Below are 15506 nucleotides of genomic sequence, written 5' to 3'. Positions count from 1 at the left end.
TCGCCACTGCGATTCGCTTTTTCGCGCTTAATCCAATGTTTCGATACAAATCCGAACCCCTCTTAGTAAATCCTCGTGGGACCAGCTTGGAATTCGACCATGCTGGATAGCCAGTTCATGCGATGCTGGAATGTGGATAAAGCCTGTAGGCAGGTCAGGCTTATTCTTTTTCGCGTAATGCAAGCCTTCGTACATGACGTTATTGCATAGATATGCACCGGCCGTATTGGAAATGTCCGCTGGCAATCCATGAGCAATCAAACTGTCGACCATTCTCCGGATAGGAAGTGCAGACAGATAAGCGGGCTCCCCTTCTTCACGGATTGGTTCATCAACTGGTTTATGGCCTTCATTATCAACATCTCCATCTTTAACATTGATGGCAATCCGTTCCGGCGTGATCTTATAGCGCCCAGCTGCAAGACCAAGAGAAATCACCGCATCCGGCTCTTCGTCATCGATGAATCGCAGCAAAGCCGCTCCTGAAGAATTGAAGTCTACAGCCATTATCTTTCCAACGATGCGGTAATTACCGACTGTTGTTCCATCTAATTCTTCTACTATTTTCATTGTTGGATTGACTGTATAATCCAAAAACGGTTCAAATCCGGTCAAAAGTAATTTTTTCAATCTCATCGCCTCCTATCTGTATTATACGCAATCGCACTCCCCTTTCCCATTGACTTGAATAACCTTAGATTAATCCACTTAAAAAAATCAGAATATATAAACTTTTGATCCCTCTTTAAAAACTCTTCTCAAATTCTTTTTATTGTGTTAAAATTCATTTTAATGAATAAAGATACATACATTAGGGGGAAACATACATGATTAAAAATAAACTATTCATCACTTTATTGGCATCATCTGCATTACTATTAGGAGCTTGCGGCAGTGACAGCTCGAGTGAAGGCGAATCAGGATCCTCAGAAGAAAAAGAAGTATTGGAAATGGGTACATCCGCTGAGTTTGCACCTTTCGAATCACGTAATCCAGAAGGCGAAATTGTCGGCTTCGACATCGATTTAGCGAACCACATTGCAGACGAACTCGGCTATGAGCTAAAAATTACCGATATGAAATTTGACGGCTTGATCGGCGCTTTACAGAACGACCGTGTTGATATGGTCATCGCTGGCATGTCCGCAACTGAATCCCGTAAAGAAAACGTTGATTTCTCCACTGAATACAACCATTCCGGTGAAATGTTCGTTACACCTAAAGATTCAGAACTCACCACTCTTGAATCATTGGAAGGAAAAACTGTCGGTGTTCAGCTTGGCACCATCCAAGAAGAAGGCGCGAAGAGCATTATTGCAGACGAAGGCATTAATTTTGAATTAAAAGCGTTGGACGATTCCGGAGCGTTGATCCAGGAAATCTTGTCTGGTCGCATCGATGCGGCTTATATGGACAAGCAAGTTGCACTTGGCTATATCGAATCACAGGATTTGGGTGCATTTGATGACCCGACAACTGCTTCCCCTGGCATGGCTGTCGCTTTCCCGAAAGGCAGTGACCTTGTGGATGATGTCAATGGCGTACTTGCTGAAATGGAAGAAAGCGGCAAGCTGGATGAATTGAAAGAAAAATGGCTGACTGAAGAAGAGTAAACTTACCTTTAGAAAAGAGTTGTAACCTATGAACCTGGATTTTTCACAAATAGTCCCCTATATCCCTTTCATGTTAGAAGGGATATGGGTCACTTTAAAATTTGTATTCTTTGCCATCATTTTGGGATCGATTCTCGGAACCTTACTGGCTTTATTCAAAATTGGCAGCATCAAACCATTAAGATGGTTCGCCGATGCTTATACTTCGGTATTTAGAGGGACACCGTTGATTCTGCAATTGATGATTATCTATTACTCCATTCCTCAGTTGACTGGATATGACATCTCGCCCTTCCTGTCGGCAATTCTGGCTTTTGGACTGAATTCATCCGCCTACATATCCGAAATCATCCGTGCCGGAATCCAGGCGGTCGATAAAGGACAGATGGAAGCGGCACAGGCTCTTGGTGTACCTTATCGCGCGATGATGAAAGACATCATTTTGCCTCAGGCCCTTAAAAATATCTTGCCAGCACTAATGAATGAGTTCATCACTTTAACAAAAGAATCCGCCATCGTTTCGACGATCGGTTACCTCGATCTGATGAGACGTGCACAAGTGGTAGGCGCCGATTTGTTCCGCAACTTCGAACCTTTGTTATTTGTCGGTGTCATCTACTGGTGTCTGGTCATGGGCTTAACGATGATTGGCAGAGTATTTGAACGGAGGCTGAAACAAAGTGATTAAGGTACAGAACTTGTATAAAAAATTCGGCACCAATGAAGTGCTTAGCGATATCTCCACCACTGTTGCCAAAGGGGAAGTAGTGTCAATTATCGGCCCTTCCGGTTCAGGGAAATCAACTTTCTTGCGCTGCTTGAATCTATTGGAAGTCCCGACATCGGGCTCTATTGAAATCAATGGCAAGAACTTAACGGCTTCTAAGAAAACCATCCACAAGATTCGCCAGCAGATTGGCATGGTGTTTCAGCATTTTCATTTATTCCCTCACTTGACGGTACTTGAAAATCTGACATATGCTCCTATGAAGGCAAAAGGCGTTAAAAAAACGGAAGCTGAAATGAAAGCCCGTCTCCTGTTAGAACGCGTCGGGCTGTCTGAAAAAGAAAAGGCCTATCCAAACAGCCTGTCAGGCGGCCAGAAACAGCGTGTGGCCATTGCGCGTGCCTTGGCTATGGAACCTGAACTGATGCTATTTGATGAACCGACATCAGCACTTGATCCCGAAATGGTCAAAGAAGTACTCGATGTTATGAAAGATTTAGCAAAATCCGGTATGACAATGGTTGTCGTGACGCATGAAATGGGCTTTGCCCGTGAAGTCGCGGACCGTGTACTGTTTTTGGACCATGGTGTACTCGTAGAAGAAGGCCAACCGGTCGAGTTCTTCAGCAACCCTAAAACTGAACGGGCCAAAGATTTTCTGGATAAAGTATTATAACAGGCTTCCTTTGGAGGCCTGTTTTTTCGTCCCACAACCTTCTTCCATTCGGATTTGTTCATTTGATGCTCAAATGTAGAAAGCTTACTCCCCTTCTGACCATGTTATAATCAAACTTGGCAAACATGCAGAAATCAGAGGTGGAAATTGTGTTTAGAAAAATTATTATTTTAACAGGAGTCGTATTTTTCATGTCGCTGATCGTCTTTACAGCCGTCATGTTCCTAAAAAACGAAGTTGAACTTTATTCGGAAAACAATGTGTTATTAACGGTAGAAAAACCGACTTTTATTACACTCAGCGAACCTGAAGTAAATAACAGCGGTTCGGATCTTACACAGGTTTACCAGATGACTTTGCTCGGGTTGAATGTGGGTACGTATACACTTATCAACCGATCGCTTGAAAATGGAACATCCTTTATCTTTGAAGAAATCAAAAATACAAGCTGGATCCCCTATACGTTTTCAATGAACGTCAACAATCTGGAGGACGCCGAATATAAATCCTGGAATCCAGAATCGACTGTTAGGCTCGATGAAGCGGTATACGGTCCAGATCCTACCACCAATCCTTACGGGGTCTTTACAACCCAAAACAGCGAAATTCTCATCGGCAATGTCTATATATCCCGAAGTCTTCAGCTCGGCAACGGCGAATGGGTCCGGGAACTGCGCCATGAGATATCGGAGTTCACTGCCGAACAAGGGGTGCTGGCGAAGAACCTGTGGCTGCCTCCCAAACATACGAGTCACACATGGCTGATGACTGCTCAGGAACCATTGTTTGCAACAGATGAAGCAGAAGATGAATGGATCGCCTTTTCTCTTGAAAACCGGTTGTCTCAATTAAACTGGCTAACGCCTGAAGGACCTTATGTTAAACTTGAATTGACCGACGATCCCCGAACTGAACTTGCTTATGGCTATATTGATAAACGGACGGCTGATCTCACTTCCCTTGAATGGGATGAAACCTCGCCTTCCCTGTTCTTTGATTCTATGATTTTAAATGCAGAAATTAATCAGCAGTAATTTTAACCCCCGTTGAAGCCTATGCTTCAACGGGGGTTAGCATTATTCCAAGTACTATTTTCCCCTATAAAAACGTTTTGGTTTTCAAGCAGCTTCGCTTTATATTTAACGGAATAGTCTGTATAATTAAGTTGAGATAGGATTCCCACCTTCATTGTCATAGGGCTGCTGATTATACAAGAAGGAGGTTGGTCATAATGGAACGCAAAGTACTCGATCCACGAGAAGCTGAACTTCGTTTAGATGACGATTTCAATGCGGTTCTGAATATGATTGGCGAAGGTGCACCTGATTATGCAGCCTATGAAGAAGACGAGATTCCAAAAGAACGCCAGCGTGAAGAAGAAAAAGCAAAAGATCTTCACTAGCGCACAATTAATTATCGCCTCTCGTAACTGGAGAGGCGATTTTTATATGAGAAAAACCCCCATTCTGAGAATGGGGGTTTGCTTAGTTCATCATTTCTGCTACAAAGTCGTACGAACGCAGGCGATCTTCCTGATGGAAGATTGGTGAGTTGATAATGACTTCATTAGCACGTGTTTTTTGAATAAAGTTTTTCAGCTTTTGTTTGACGACATCCGGTGTACCGACAATCATCGATTCGGAATCTAATTTCTCACGGAAAATTGCGATTTCGCGATCTGTCCAAACTTCTTCCAAGTTGTCGATGGGCGCTTTAAAGGTTGTCGGCTCTCCTCTCATCAACGAAAACATCTGCTGCTGTGAGGAAGTTGCCAACCACTCAGCGCGTTCTTGTGTATCCGCAGCAATGATGTTGACACCAAGCATGGCATAAGGCGAAGCCAAGGCTGGAGACGGTTTGAAATTCTGATGGTACAGTTGCAGCGCCTGCATCATATAGTCCGGAGCAAAATGACTGGCGAATGAAAACGGCAAACCTTTGAGTGCCGCAAGCTGCGCACTGAATCCGCTCGATCCCAATAACCATAGCGGTATCTTCAAATTGGTTCCAGGATAAGCCCGTACACGGCCAACCGGATTTTCCGAAAAGTAGTTTTCCAGCTCAGCTACTTGCTGAGGGAAATCATCTCCACTGCTCTGCAAAGTGCGGCGCAACGCATAAGCGGTTGCCTGATCGCTTCCTGGTGCACGTCCTAATCCTAAATCGATGCGCCCTGGGTAGATTGTTTCCAGCGTACCGAACTGCTCAGCAATAACAAGCGGTGCATGATTTGGCAGCATGATGCCCCCTGAACCTACACGGATGGACTCCGTCGCACCCGCAATATGCCCAATAAGAACAGATGTTGCAGAACTGCCGATGCCCGGCATATTATGATGTTCAGCCAGCCAGTAGCGATTAAACCCTAACTTTTCAACATGCTGTGCCAATTCCACACTATTTCTAAACGCCTGCGCTGTTTCTGCCCCTTCATTGATCGGTGCCAAATCAAGAACAGCCAACGGTATATTTTCAAACTTCTTAATTTCCATGTCTATTTCCACTCCTATCCATTCCATTGTAGCGATGTTTGCCAAAAACGTCCTTTTTCCTGCTCATAGCACGAAAAGCGGAAACGGCCGTTCAGCTCCGACAGGCATAAGACGCCCTGACGAAGCGGCGTCCTTTTCCGCATAGTCAGGGTGGCTTATGACCCGAGGAGCTGGCCGTTGGAGCTAGACAATAGAGAAAAGTGGAAGTGCCTGTTCAGCTCTGACAGGGTAAGACGATCTGGCGAAGCGGCATGTTTTCAGCCGCACAGTCAGAGTGGCTTATGACCCAAAGAGCTGGCTGCTGGAGTCTGGACAATTAGAAAAGCGCAAGCGCCCATATAGGTCTGGTAGTCTGATAAACACAAAAAGCCGAAGCAACCTGCTTCGGCTTTTTCACACACTTTATAAAAGTAGCTTCCGTGAAGCCAGAACTGTCTGCAGCGAGCTTACAAAATACAGGCCCAAACCTAGTTCAAGATGATGCAACTGCTTTGCATGCTGCGGCTTCATTCCTGTCATGATTCCCTGGATTCCCATAACTTTGAATGTCTGCATCAATGATTTTAAATAATCGACGCCGTCTTGTTCAAGTTGGTCCATTGCCGTCAGATCCATAATGACTGTTTCGGCGCCGGTCTCGTAAACCTGGTTCAGGATTTGAAAGCGGATCACTTCAATCTTGCGGGGATCCAAATCTCCGAATAACGGTATCAGGATATGTTTTTTCCCAAGATCTATACAAGGAGCAGATAGTTTTCGAACCTGCTCAAGCAAGTCTTCTGTCCGCTCTTTTTCAAGAAGCAGGTCATAATCGGTTTCCTGAAGACGCGTTCGAAGGCTGAGCAATTGGCTCGTTATCTCCAGTAGACGATTATCCTTCGGCACCAACACGATGTTCAAGTTGGAGTCACTGTCCCACTTGCTATAAACGTCTCCCAGGAACAATTCATCAGCGAGTGAAATGAAATTCAATTCAAGTGGCCCGGCAGACTGATTGCCCGAAAGAAATTCACGTGCTTTTTTCCTACTTCCTTCGTCAAGCAGTTCAAGGAAAAAGACACGGTCGCCTACTAACTTTTTCGCTTCTTCCGAGCGCTCCATAATCGCCAGCTTGCTATTCAACTTAAAAGCCGGAAGCGGCCATTCATCCAAATGAGATACTGAAGTCATTGTCTGGTTCCTTTCCAGTATGGATCCATTCTTTTAGCTGATCCAATTCTTTTACGATGATCATGCCTTCAGATTCAGAAGCAGACCAATTTGCCATGGCAACAGCACGTCCTCCCAAAATAACAGAGGGCTTAAAATCAAGTTCGATGAAAGACTGTGCGTATTTCTTCAGAACAGGCAGACGATAGGCTAACGCAGCCGATAAGGCGATGACATCGGGCTTCCACCGGTTCGCAGAGTCGATTGCAGCATCAAGCGGTAAATTGGGCCCCAAGTACTGAACTTCCCAGCCATTTTCCTTGAATAAAGAGGCGACCATCTTCAAACCGATATAATGGTCTTCCCCTTCTGGACCTAAGACCATCACTTTCTTTTCAGATATATTTTTTACCGGCCGACGAACATCTGTTACCGATACCACAAAATCGCAGATAGCGGTAGCCAAATGTTCGTCAGCCACTGTGATGATATTCTTTTCCCAAAGCTCTCCAATCCGATACATTGCTGGAGTCAGCACTAATTGATAAAGTTCATTTTTTGTATGATTTTCCAAATACGTTTGCACCAGATCCAACGCTTGCTTTTCATCACCAGCTAAAAATAAATCGGACAGCTCTTGTGATTTTTTATTCATGTTACCCTCCTTAACCTTATGAAGGGCTCAACACCGCAATGGCTTTCGTTAAACACCGCATCATAAAGACTTCTTCATCCTTCTCTATATTCCCCGGAAGGATCTTTTGTAAGCGTTCAAAATTATCGATGATTAATGCCGTTTCAACATTACGGCTTGTCAGGACGGTTTCCAGCCAAATCGTGTAATCGATAAATACCTTTTCGTCATTAAGCGAAAAAGCAGTTTCCAGATGGTCCAGGTGATGATGATTATCTTTTTCTGTATGCATAAACCCTCGCTCTCCAAAACGATCCCAGAGGGTTGGATAGGCTGCATAAATACTTTTAGCGGTTTCAGAAGCGACTTTATTTTTGACATCTATCCTCATTCGGCCACCACTTCGTATTGCCGGACGGTTGGAATGATTTTTGCCAACTCCTGGTCCGGATAGTTTTTTTCCAGATCATGAATTTCCTTAAACTCCTGGCTCTTTACCCAAGCCATGTAAGCCGCTTTTGTATGCCATTCCATGTGGACAGTCAATTCGTTTTTCTTTTTCGTGTTTTGAATGAGCCTGAATAAATGAAAGCCTTCAGCTAAATCCACACGACGTGAACGTTTTTGATAAATACCGATAACTTCCTCGGTTTTTTCAGGCGGAACAACCACCGTAGAGGTGACAATATACATTCGTTTTCCCCTTTGCATACAAATTTCATTCAATGATTATAGCACTTCGGCAGACGAATTAAAAGAATAGCTCGGTACAGTTCCATTTGCTTCCAGCAGGACCATCGCTTGCTGACAGCGTTCCTATCTATTATCTTTTTATTTCAACTATTTAATTTTCATCCTTGCTTTCTTTAGCCAAATGATTTAAGATTAAAAACATCGAAACAGAAACAAGATAAATTTAATAAGATATTTCTTATCTAGAGAGACGGAGGGATTTGGCCCTGTGAAGTCTCAGCAACCAGTCTGACGAAGACACGGTGCTAATTCCAATAGGCTGCGCCTAAAAGATGAGAAGAATGCATTTCTAGTCAGGGGCTTTCTTCTTTTTGAAGAAAGCCCCTGTTTTATTGTTGAGAGGATGAGTGAAATGACAAAACACAGTTTGGAAACTTTATTGGTTCAATTGGGTAATCGCAGCGACTCCGCGACAGGAGCTGTGAATCCACCTATATACTTATCAACGGCCTATGAACACCAAGGACTTGGACAATCGACAGGCTATGATTATACCCGCACAAAAAATCCGACGCGCTCAGTGCTCGAAGAAGGATTTGCGGAGCTTGAAGGTGCGGATGCCGCATATGCCTGCAGTTCTGGAATGGCTGCCATCCAATTAGTTTTGTCCCTCTTCCGACCGGGTGACGAATTATTGGTACCTGAGGACATTTATGGCGGGACATATCGCCTCCTCGACCATTTCGCAGCCGCTTATAATATTCATCCCAAATATGCAGAGTTTAAAGACGTTCAGGATACAGAAGAAAAAATAACATTAAATACACGGGCGCTTTTCATTGAAACGCCAACCAATCCGTTAATGCAGGAAATTGATCTTGTGGAATATGCAGCATTAGCCAAAAAGCATAATCTTCTATTGATTGTCGACAACACATTCCTGACGCCTTACTTCCAGCAGCCGATTGAACTGGGAGCGGATATTGTCATCCACAGCGCCACCAAATACATCGGCGGCCATAATGATGTCCTTGCCGGCCTTGTTGCTGCTAAAGGCGAAAGCATCTGTGAAAGGCTTTCATTCTTCCATAACTCGGTTGGTGCAGTACTATCACCTTTTGATTCATGGCTATTGATCCGCGGACTAAAGACTTTGCCGCTGCGGATGAGGCAGCATGAAGCAAATGCAAAAGCCATCGTTGAATTTTTGTCGCAGCAACCGGCCATATCAGATGTACTGTACCCCGGAATGGGCGGGATGTTGTCATTCCGGCTGCAAGAAGAAGAATGGGTTGGCCCATTCCTGGAAAACATCAAGCTCATCACTTTTGCGGAGAGCTTAGGCGGCGTTGAAAGTTTCATTACCTATCCTGCCACACAAACCCATGCAGATATTCCTTTTGAAGAACGGACTAAACGCGGCGTCTGTAACCGCCTATTGCGCTTCTCCGTCGGCGTCGAACTCGCTGAAGACTTAATCGCTGATTTGACACAGGCATTTTCGAAATTGAAGAAGGAGGTTGTTGAATATGACTGATCGTATAGAAACCAAGTTTATTCACTCTACCGGAGTTGATCCATTAACAGGGGCTGTAAACGTACCGATCTATTTATCTTCTACATTCCACCAGCAAAGCCTGGATTCATTTGGACCATTTGATTATAGCCGCTCTGGAAATCCAACGCGTCTTGCCTTGGAAGAAACCATTGCGAACCTGGAGGGCGGCAAACGCGGATTCGCCTTTTCTTCAGGAATGGCTGCCATTTCTTCCGCTTTCATGCTGTTGTCTTCAGGCGACCATGTCTTAGTGTCAGAAGACGTCTATGGAGGAACTTACCGTTTTATTACGGAGGTTTTGGATAAGTTCAATATTGAATATACATTTGTTAATATGACTGACCTTAACGCAATGGCCAATGCCATTCAGCCGAACACAAAAGTGGTTTACTTGGAAACACCTTCGAATCCGACAATGAACATCACTGATATTGAAATTGCCGCAAAACTAGCGAAAGCTAATGGCTGTCTAACTTTTGTCGATAACACGTTCATGACGCCGCTTTACCAGAATCCACTGGCGCTTGGAGCGGATATTGTCCTTCACAGTGCGACAAAGTTCCTGTCAGGACATAGCGATGTCGTAGCTGGTCTTGCCGTTACGAAAGATGAAGAGCTCGGAAACCGCCTTGGTTTTATTCAAAATACGTTCGGTTCGGTTCTTGGTGCACAGGATTCTTACTTGCTGATTCAGGGCATCAAGACTTTAGGCGCTCGTTTGGGGCAGTCTTCTGAATCGGCCCGCGTTATTGCGGAATACTTGCATAATCACCCGTTAATCGAAGAAGTCTATTATCCAGGATTTTCATTCCACCCCGGCAATCCGATTCACGAACGCCAGGCGAAAAGCGCGGGAGCGGTCCTGTCTTTCCGTTTAGCTGATAAAAAATCAGCACGTGTTTTCGTCGAGCATCTTCGAATCCCGGTATTTGCGGTCAGCCTCGGTGCAGTGGAGTCGATCCTGTCATATCCGGCAACGATGTCCCATGGCTCTATGCCTGCCGAAGAACGTGAAAAACGTGGAATCACAGACGGTTTGCTGCGCTATTCCGTAGGACTTGAACATCCGGATGATCTAGTTCAGGACCTTACACAAGCACTAGCTCAAGTAGCTCGTCGAAACGGCTTAAGCATCGCCAATTAAAAAAGTCTAACGCATGGAAGCAAAAAGTTGAAATTTCTGAAGGATTTCAGATACTGGCTATGAAAAACCCCTTTGCAATGTGAACTGCAAAGGGATTTTTACTGTCTACGGCTGTGTGCTTTATACATTTTTGATCGTTTATAATCATTTATGGCCGTTCACAGAAATTCGAAAGAATTCGAGAGAATTTATAGTCGCTCAGGCGAATTTGCAGAAGTTCAGCTAACTAACAAACCCATCCAGCAATTATAGCTGAATGGGTTTCTTCTATTATATATTGTTATTTTCACCGACTGCCGATAAACTTGCCGCTTGTTGCTTCGAATTATCCGTTTCGATCGCTTTGCGGGCAACGCCAGTTTCTACGGCAGCTTTTGCTACTGCTGCTGCAACAGCCGAAGCTACGCGTAAATCAAATGGTTTAGGTATGACATAGTCTTCATGAAGCTCATCGGTCTCTAGCAAGCTTGCGATTGCTTCAACTGCCGCGATTTTCATCGCATCGTTGATATCCGTAGCCAGTACATCCAATGCACCTCTAAAGAGGCCTGGGAAAGCTAAGACATTATTGACCTGGTTCGGAAAATCAGAGCGTCCCGTACCGACGACTCTTGCTCCAGCCTGCTTGGCTAAATGCGGAAGGATTTCAGGATTCGGGTTGGCCATGGCGAAGATAATCGCATCGCTGTTCATGGTTTGAACCATCTCTTCGCTCAAGGCGCCTTCTGCAGAAACTCCGATAAAGACATCTGCTCCTTGAATTACGTCTGCAAGTAGGCCTTCTTTGCGCTCGTAATTGCTCATTTCAGCCACTTCTTCTTTAAATGGATTCATGCCATTTTTGCGTCCTTTATAAATGGCACCCTTGGTATCGCACATAATCAAATGGCCGAAACCGAATTTGCTCAGCAGTTTGACAATAGCGATTCCTGCAGCACCCGCACCGTTTACGACAATTTTGGTTTCCTGTACGTCCTTGCCGACCAATTTCAGTGCATTGATCAAACCAGCCAGCGTAACGATGGCGGTGCCATGCTGATCATCATGAAATACAGGAATGCCCATTTCTTTTTTCAGGCGCTCTTCTACTATGAAGCAAGTCGGGGCTGAAATATCCTCAAGATTGACGCCGCCAAAACCAGGTTCAAGCAATTTGACCGTTTGGATGATGGTTTCTGCGTCTGTAGTATCCAAACAAATCGGGAATGCATCCACCCCGGCAAATTCCTTGAACAGCACCGCTTTTCCTTCCATTACCGGCAACGCTGCGAGCGGACCTATATTTCCAAGTCCCAAGACAGCTGTCCCGTCTGTGATAACCGCGACCATATTGCTTTTCATCGTGTAGTCGTGGACCTTTGACGGATCCGCAGCGATTTCTCTGCAAGGTTCAGCTACTCCTGGAGAATAAGCGAGGCTTAGATCCCTTTCATTTTCCAACGCTACTTTTGATCGAATCTCCAATTTCCCTTGATGCGTCTGATGCAATTGCAACGAGTCCTGTTTCAGCTTAGACATTTGCCTCATCTCCCTTTAGTTCATAATTGTTCATTATAAAGGGTATTTGAATAATTGAAAGAGTTTTCAATCAATTCTGTAATTATTCAGACTTTAGGCGGATAAAGCAATAAAGTTATTCTATTAGTTGAACTTGGACCGATTCTTTTCCAGCTTCGTTAGATTGCTGTCCAGCCACCATCAACTTTGATGGTTTCACCGGTTACAAAATTAGCCAGGTTGGAAGCCAAATACAAAACCGCACCAGAGATATCTTCCGGCTGCGATAAACCGTCCAGCAAGATTCTGCTGTCGACATCTTTTTTAAATTCTTTGTCATCAAACATGCGCGCAGTCAGCTCGGTTTCAATAAAAGTCGGCGCCACTGCGTTGACGCGAATGCCTTGTTTTGCCCATTCCACAGCTAATGCTTTCGTCAACTGTACGAGACCGCCTTTACTTGAACAATAAGCAGCACGCTTCACATAGCCGACAAATGCCATTTGGGAAGCAATGTTAATGATGCGCCCGCTTTGTTGTTCAAGCATGTACTTGGCTGCCGCTTGGCTTGCAAAAAATGCTGTTTTCAAATTCAAATCCAGTACAGTATCCCAATCCTCTTCTGTCACTTCCATTGCCGGTTTAGCGATATTAACGCCGGCATTATTAATTAATACATCGACGGTTCCAAATTCAGACGCTGCTGTGTCGATCAGTTTCCGGACTTGGACGATATCGCTCAAGTCTCCAGAAACAGCAATACATCGTGGGTTGTAACTCTTCAAATCTTGTAAAGCCGAGTCAAGAACCGCTCTATTTCTGCCTGAAATCACCACATTGGCATTCAATTTCGCAAAAGTCCTCGCTATATCTTTGCCGATTCCTCTGCTGCCTCCTGTGACAACCACCGTTTTATTTTCCAACTCGGAGAAATAGTTGTTCATTCAGACGCACCCGCTTTCAAATCATTCTTCAGGAAATGGATTAAGGTCTGTTCCCGCTCGTTATTCAACTCCGCTGAAACGGCAGGCTCCCATGAATAAAACCCTTCGCCGCTTTTGTCGCCCAATTTGTTTTCTTCAACGAGTTTTGACAAAGTTTCGCCGGAGCGTTGGTCTGTTGACAAGTCCTCGAACAAATAATCCGAGATTGCGGAAAAGACGTCAAGCCCTCCCATATCGGCTGTCATAAGAGGTCCAGTTACAGGCAGCCTACGCCCAATGCTGTATGTTACGGCTGCATCGATATCTTCTTTTGAAGCAGCTCCTGCATCCAACAGCGCCTGGGCTTCACGGAACAAAGCGTATTGCAGACGGTTGCCGATAAACCCTGGAATCTCCTTATTGAGCACAATCGGTTTCTTCTTCATCGCTTTCAGCACTTCCATAGCCCGCAAGACGGTTTCTTCTTCTGTATGCTCGCCTTTAACTACTTCCACTAATGGAATGAGGTGCCCCGGATTCCAAAAATGAGTGACAACAAAACGCTCAGGGTGCTTCATGCCTTCGGCCAATAAACTCGGCTTAAAACCGGAAGTGTTGCTGGCGATGATCACTTCGTCTCCAATTACATTTTCCAATCGCTTGTATAAGTCTTTTTTCAAGTCCAGAATTTCAGGTACGACTTCGATGATAAAAGTCGAATCCGCAATCGCTTCTTCTAGTGAAGTGGTCAGCGTAATGCTTTTTCTGATTTCCATAGCCTGTTTCATGCTAAATAGCTCATTATCAGCCATTACCTTGAGTTTATTATGTAAGCCTCTGTCAGCATTTTCAATATCCTGCTCATTAATGCCGTATACATTTACAACTTGGCCGGACCATGCTGCGGATAAGGCAATTGAATGCCCCATCGTACCTGCTCCAATAATCGAAATTTTTTCCATTATCTGCACCTCTCCGTTTTTGACTGTATAACGAAAGCCGCCCAACAAACTCTTTTTTTCAGCGTTTGTTGGGTAGCTTCATCTTATAATCCGAGTGAGAATAATACAACTGCTAACACGGCGCCAAGCAATGGCACGACAACTGATAATGCTCCGAATGCTGGATACGCGTCGCGATGCGTTTCACCTGCAATGGAACGGATTGTCGTGACCACATAGCCGCCTTGCGGCAATGAATCCAGGGATCCGGAAGAAATAGAAACTGTCCGGTGCAGGGCTTCGGGATCGACGCCCATGTCCAAGTAATGAGGCGCCAGCAACGGCAAGGCAATCGCTTGTCCGCCTGAAGAGGAACCGGTTAGTCCAGCAATGACCGCTACCGCTAAAGCGCCGCCGATCAATGGGCTGCCGGGAATTCCAGTCATTACATCAACTGCTGCTTCAAAAGAAGGTGTTGCTCTGACAACTCCACCAAAGCCTACTACAGCCGCCGTATTAGCGATTGCAATGACCGCTCCCATAGCGCCGTCACTAAAGGCTTTGCCAAGATTCTCGAAGTATTTTCGATTGATTAAGTAAGTGCTTAAAATACCGCCGCTCAACGCGATAATTAACGCCGAGGTTCCAAGTGAATCGTGGAAAATATACGAAATGATCAATACGATGACAAGCGGAATCATACTCAAAAGTGGATTCGGCAGTTCTTTTCGGCTTTCTGCAGAAGGATCCGTTTTTCTGGAAACAAAATGCTCTCCTTTTGAAACCGCTTTACCAATCATTTTCTTCAGCCACCAATAACCGAAGACCATCATGAAGATTGCGACAATCAAACTGACTTCCCATCCTGCATAAGGGGACGTCCCTAAAAATTCAATCGGAATCCAGTTTTGGATTTCCGGTGATCCAGCAGAGGTCATCGTGAAAGTCGTCGACCCGAAAGCCAGTGCCGCCGGAATAAAGCGCCGCGGCAAGTCAGCCTGCTTGAAAAGGCTGAGCGCCATTGGATAAACAGAAAACGCCACGACGAACAAGCTGACACCGCCATAAGTCAAAACTGCACAAGCGATGACTACTGCCAAAGCTGCTCGCTTCATTCCGATTTTGCTGACGATCCATTTCGAAACACTGTCAGCTGCCCCGCTGTCTTCCATCACTTTACCGAAAATCGCTCCTGTCAGGAACATTAAATACCAGGATGCGATGAACCCTGTAAATCCAGTCATGTAATTCGTTAAAAAATTGGCCGCCCCTTCTTCAGCAAGCTGGGGAAACAAAGGCAGTCCATTCAGTACAGCTACAAACAAAGCAGTCAACGGTGCTGCGATGAGCAAGTTCATTCCGCGCATCGTCAAGTAAATCAATAACAGCAATCCGCCAAACATTCCAATCATGCCAAGCATTTACACTACCCCCATACCCCTCAAGTAAAATATGTTGA

General features: G+C 44.9%; 17 protein-coding genes and 1 riboswitch. Of the genes, 7 read left to right on the top strand and 10 right to left on the bottom strand.

The features are described 5' to 3' along the window. Window positions 1–27: 27 nt before the first annotated feature. Window positions 28–630: a pyroglutamyl-peptidase I gene (pcp, locus tag FQV26_RS05215; RefSeq protein WP_146556303.1), complete on the bottom strand. Its 603-nt coding sequence runs from the start codon at window positions 628–630 to the stop codon at window positions 28–30. Window positions 631–827: 197 nt separating this feature from the next. Here pcp and FQV26_RS05210 point away from each other — a divergent pair, with 197 nt between their 5' ends. The 5 genes from FQV26_RS05210 to FQV26_RS18695 all read left to right on the top strand — a co-directional run bounded on the left by FQV26_RS05210 (window position 828) and on the right by FQV26_RS18695 (window position 4418). Next, entirely contained in the window at window positions 828–1613 is a 786-nt protein-coding gene (locus FQV26_RS05210) for an ABC transporter substrate-binding protein (RefSeq protein ID WP_146556302.1), read from the top strand. Window positions 1614–1641: 28 nt separating this feature from the next. Beyond that, on the top strand, window positions 1642–2301 hold the full coding sequence (locus FQV26_RS05205; RefSeq protein ID WP_146556301.1) for an amino acid ABC transporter permease: 660 nt from the start codon (window positions 1642–1644) through the stop codon (window positions 2299–2301). After that, complete coding sequence (locus FQV26_RS05200) at window positions 2294–3016, top strand: amino acid ABC transporter ATP-binding protein (RefSeq protein ID WP_146556300.1); 723 nt, start codon at window positions 2294–2296, stop codon at window positions 3014–3016. Before FQV26_RS05205 ends, FQV26_RS05200 begins: the two co-directional genes overlap by 8 nt. Window positions 3017–3165: 149 nt before the next feature. Beyond that, a complete protein-coding gene (locus tag FQV26_RS05195) occupies window positions 3166–4050 on the top strand; it encodes a hypothetical protein (RefSeq protein WP_261384265.1) in 885 nt (294 codons plus the stop codon). 197 nt (window positions 4051–4247) lie between these two features. Further along, a complete protein-coding gene (locus tag FQV26_RS18695; protein WP_186759632.1) occupies window positions 4248–4418 on the top strand; it encodes a hypothetical protein in 171 nt (56 codons plus the stop codon). Window positions 4419–4500: 82 nt separating this feature from the next. On the opposite strand, the gene FQV26_RS05190 is transcribed toward FQV26_RS18695, so the two are convergent. The 5 genes from FQV26_RS05190 to FQV26_RS05170 form a co-directional block, all read right to left on the bottom strand. Next, complete coding sequence (locus FQV26_RS05190) at window positions 4501–5508, bottom strand: LLM class flavin-dependent oxidoreductase (RefSeq protein WP_146556299.1); 1008 nt, start codon at window positions 5506–5508, stop codon at window positions 4501–4503. A 402-nt stretch (window positions 5509–5910) separates the two neighbouring features. Then, window positions 5911–6678 carry an STAS domain-containing protein gene (locus tag FQV26_RS05185; protein WP_146556298.1) on the bottom strand — a complete coding sequence of 256 codons (768 nt, stop codon included), beginning with the start codon at window positions 6676–6678 and terminating at the stop codon, window positions 5911–5913. Continuing rightward, on the bottom strand, window positions 6653–7312 hold the full coding sequence (locus FQV26_RS05180) for a cobalamin B12-binding domain-containing protein (protein WP_146556297.1): 660 nt from the start codon (window positions 7310–7312) through the stop codon (window positions 6653–6655). Before FQV26_RS05180 ends, FQV26_RS05185 begins: the two co-directional genes overlap by 26 nt. 16 nt (window positions 7313–7328) lie before the next feature. Continuing rightward, complete coding sequence (locus FQV26_RS05175; protein ID WP_146556296.1) at window positions 7329–7682, bottom strand: hypothetical protein; 354 nt, start codon at window positions 7680–7682, stop codon at window positions 7329–7331. Next, on the bottom strand, window positions 7679–7984 hold the full coding sequence (locus FQV26_RS05170; RefSeq protein WP_146556295.1) for an antibiotic biosynthesis monooxygenase family protein: 306 nt from the start codon (window positions 7982–7984) through the stop codon (window positions 7679–7681). The genes FQV26_RS05175 and FQV26_RS05170 overlap by 4 nt, the downstream gene beginning before the upstream one ends. 235 nt (window positions 7985–8219) lie before the next feature. After that, a riboswitch (SAM riboswitch) is annotated at window positions 8220–8323 on the top strand. Window positions 8324–8396: 73 nt separating this feature from the next. Here FQV26_RS05170 and FQV26_RS05165 point away from each other — a divergent pair. Both FQV26_RS05165 and FQV26_RS05160 read left to right on the top strand, forming a co-directional pair. Further along, window positions 8397–9521 (top strand): methionine biosynthesis PLP-dependent protein, encoded by a 1125-nt coding sequence (locus FQV26_RS05165; RefSeq protein ID WP_146556294.1) that lies wholly within the window; start codon window positions 8397–8399, stop codon window positions 9519–9521. Beyond that, a complete protein-coding gene (locus tag FQV26_RS05160; protein WP_146556293.1) occupies window positions 9514–10686 on the top strand; it encodes an aminotransferase class I/II-fold pyridoxal phosphate-dependent enzyme in 1173 nt (390 codons plus the stop codon). Before FQV26_RS05165 ends, FQV26_RS05160 begins: the two co-directional genes overlap by 8 nt. A gap of 270 nt (window positions 10687–10956) precedes the next feature. Here the strand turns inward: FQV26_RS05160 and ystJ are convergent, their stop codons facing one another. The 4 genes from ystJ to FQV26_RS05140 form a co-directional block, all read right to left on the bottom strand. Continuing rightward, window positions 10957–12204: an NADP-dependent malic enzyme gene (ystJ, locus tag FQV26_RS05155; RefSeq protein ID WP_146556292.1), complete on the bottom strand. Its 1248-nt coding sequence runs from the start codon at window positions 12202–12204 to the stop codon at window positions 10957–10959. Window positions 12205–12362: 158 nt separating this feature from the next. Further along, window positions 12363–13127 carry an SDR family NAD(P)-dependent oxidoreductase gene (locus FQV26_RS05150; protein WP_146556291.1) on the bottom strand — a complete coding sequence of 255 codons (765 nt, stop codon included), beginning with the start codon at window positions 13125–13127 and terminating at the stop codon, window positions 12363–12365. Beyond that, the gene (locus tag FQV26_RS05145) at window positions 13124–14068 is read right to left on the bottom strand and encodes a 3-hydroxyacyl-CoA dehydrogenase family protein (protein ID WP_146556290.1); all 945 of its coding nucleotides are present in this window, start codon (window positions 14066–14068) and stop codon (window positions 13124–13126) included. Before FQV26_RS05145 ends, FQV26_RS05150 begins: the two co-directional genes overlap by 4 nt. 83 nt (window positions 14069–14151) lie before the next feature. Further along, window positions 14152–15468 carry a GntP family permease gene (locus FQV26_RS05140; protein WP_146556289.1) on the bottom strand — a complete coding sequence of 439 codons (1317 nt, stop codon included), beginning with the start codon at window positions 15466–15468 and terminating at the stop codon, window positions 14152–14154. Window positions 15469–15506 lie beyond the last annotated feature (38 nt).

Origin of the sequence: Planococcus sp. CPCC 101016 (assembly GCF_007859295.1) — a bacterium.
In the GTDB taxonomy this organism is placed as follows: domain Bacteria; phylum Bacillota; class Bacilli; order Bacillales_A; family Planococcaceae; genus Planococcus.
Note: the sequence above shows the minus strand (reverse complement) of the source record. Positions and strands in the feature narration are given on the sequence as shown.

Coding starts and splice junctions, on each gene's coding strand:
- FQV26_RS05210 (WP_146556302.1), top strand. CDS start 828: ATGATTAAAAATAAACTATTCATCACTTTATTGGCATCATCTGCATTA.
- FQV26_RS05205 (WP_146556301.1), top strand. CDS start 1,642: ATGAACCTGGATTTTTCACAAATAGTCCCCTATATCCCTTTCATGTTA.
- FQV26_RS18695 (WP_186759632.1), top strand. CDS start 4,248: ATGGAACGCAAAGTACTCGATCCACGAGAAGCTGAACTTCGTTTAGAT.
- FQV26_RS05190 (WP_146556299.1), bottom strand. CDS start 5,508: ATGGAAATTAAGAAGTTTGAAAATATACCGTTGGCTGTTCTTGATTTG.
- FQV26_RS05185 (WP_146556298.1), bottom strand. CDS start 6,678: ATGACTTCAGTATCTCATTTGGATGAATGGCCGCTTCCGGCTTTTAAG.
- FQV26_RS05180 (WP_146556297.1), bottom strand. CDS start 7,312: ATGAATAAAAAATCACAAGAGCTGTCCGATTTATTTTTAGCTGGTGAT.
- FQV26_RS05175 (WP_146556296.1), bottom strand. CDS start 7,682: ATGAGGATAGATGTCAAAAATAAAGTCGCTTCTGAAACCGCTAAAAGT.
- FQV26_RS05170 (WP_146556295.1), bottom strand. CDS start 7,984: ATGTATATTGTCACCTCTACGGTGGTTGTTCCGCCTGAAAAAACCGAG.
- FQV26_RS05165 (WP_146556294.1), top strand. CDS start 8,397: ATGACAAAACACAGTTTGGAAACTTTATTGGTTCAATTGGGTAATCGC.
- FQV26_RS05160 (WP_146556293.1), top strand. CDS start 9,514: ATGACTGATCGTATAGAAACCAAGTTTATTCACTCTACCGGAGTTGAT.
- ystJ (WP_146556292.1), bottom strand. CDS start 12,204: ATGTCTAAGCTGAAACAGGACTCGTTGCAATTGCATCAGACGCATCAA.
- FQV26_RS05150 (WP_146556291.1), bottom strand. CDS start 13,127: ATGAACAACTATTTCTCCGAGTTGGAAAATAAAACGGTGGTTGTCACA.
- FQV26_RS05145 (WP_146556290.1), bottom strand. CDS start 14,068: ATGGAAAAAATTTCGATTATTGGAGCAGGTACGATGGGGCATTCAATT.
- FQV26_RS05140 (WP_146556289.1), bottom strand. CDS start 15,468: ATGCTTGGCATGATTGGAATGTTTGGCGGATTGCTGTTATTGATTTAC.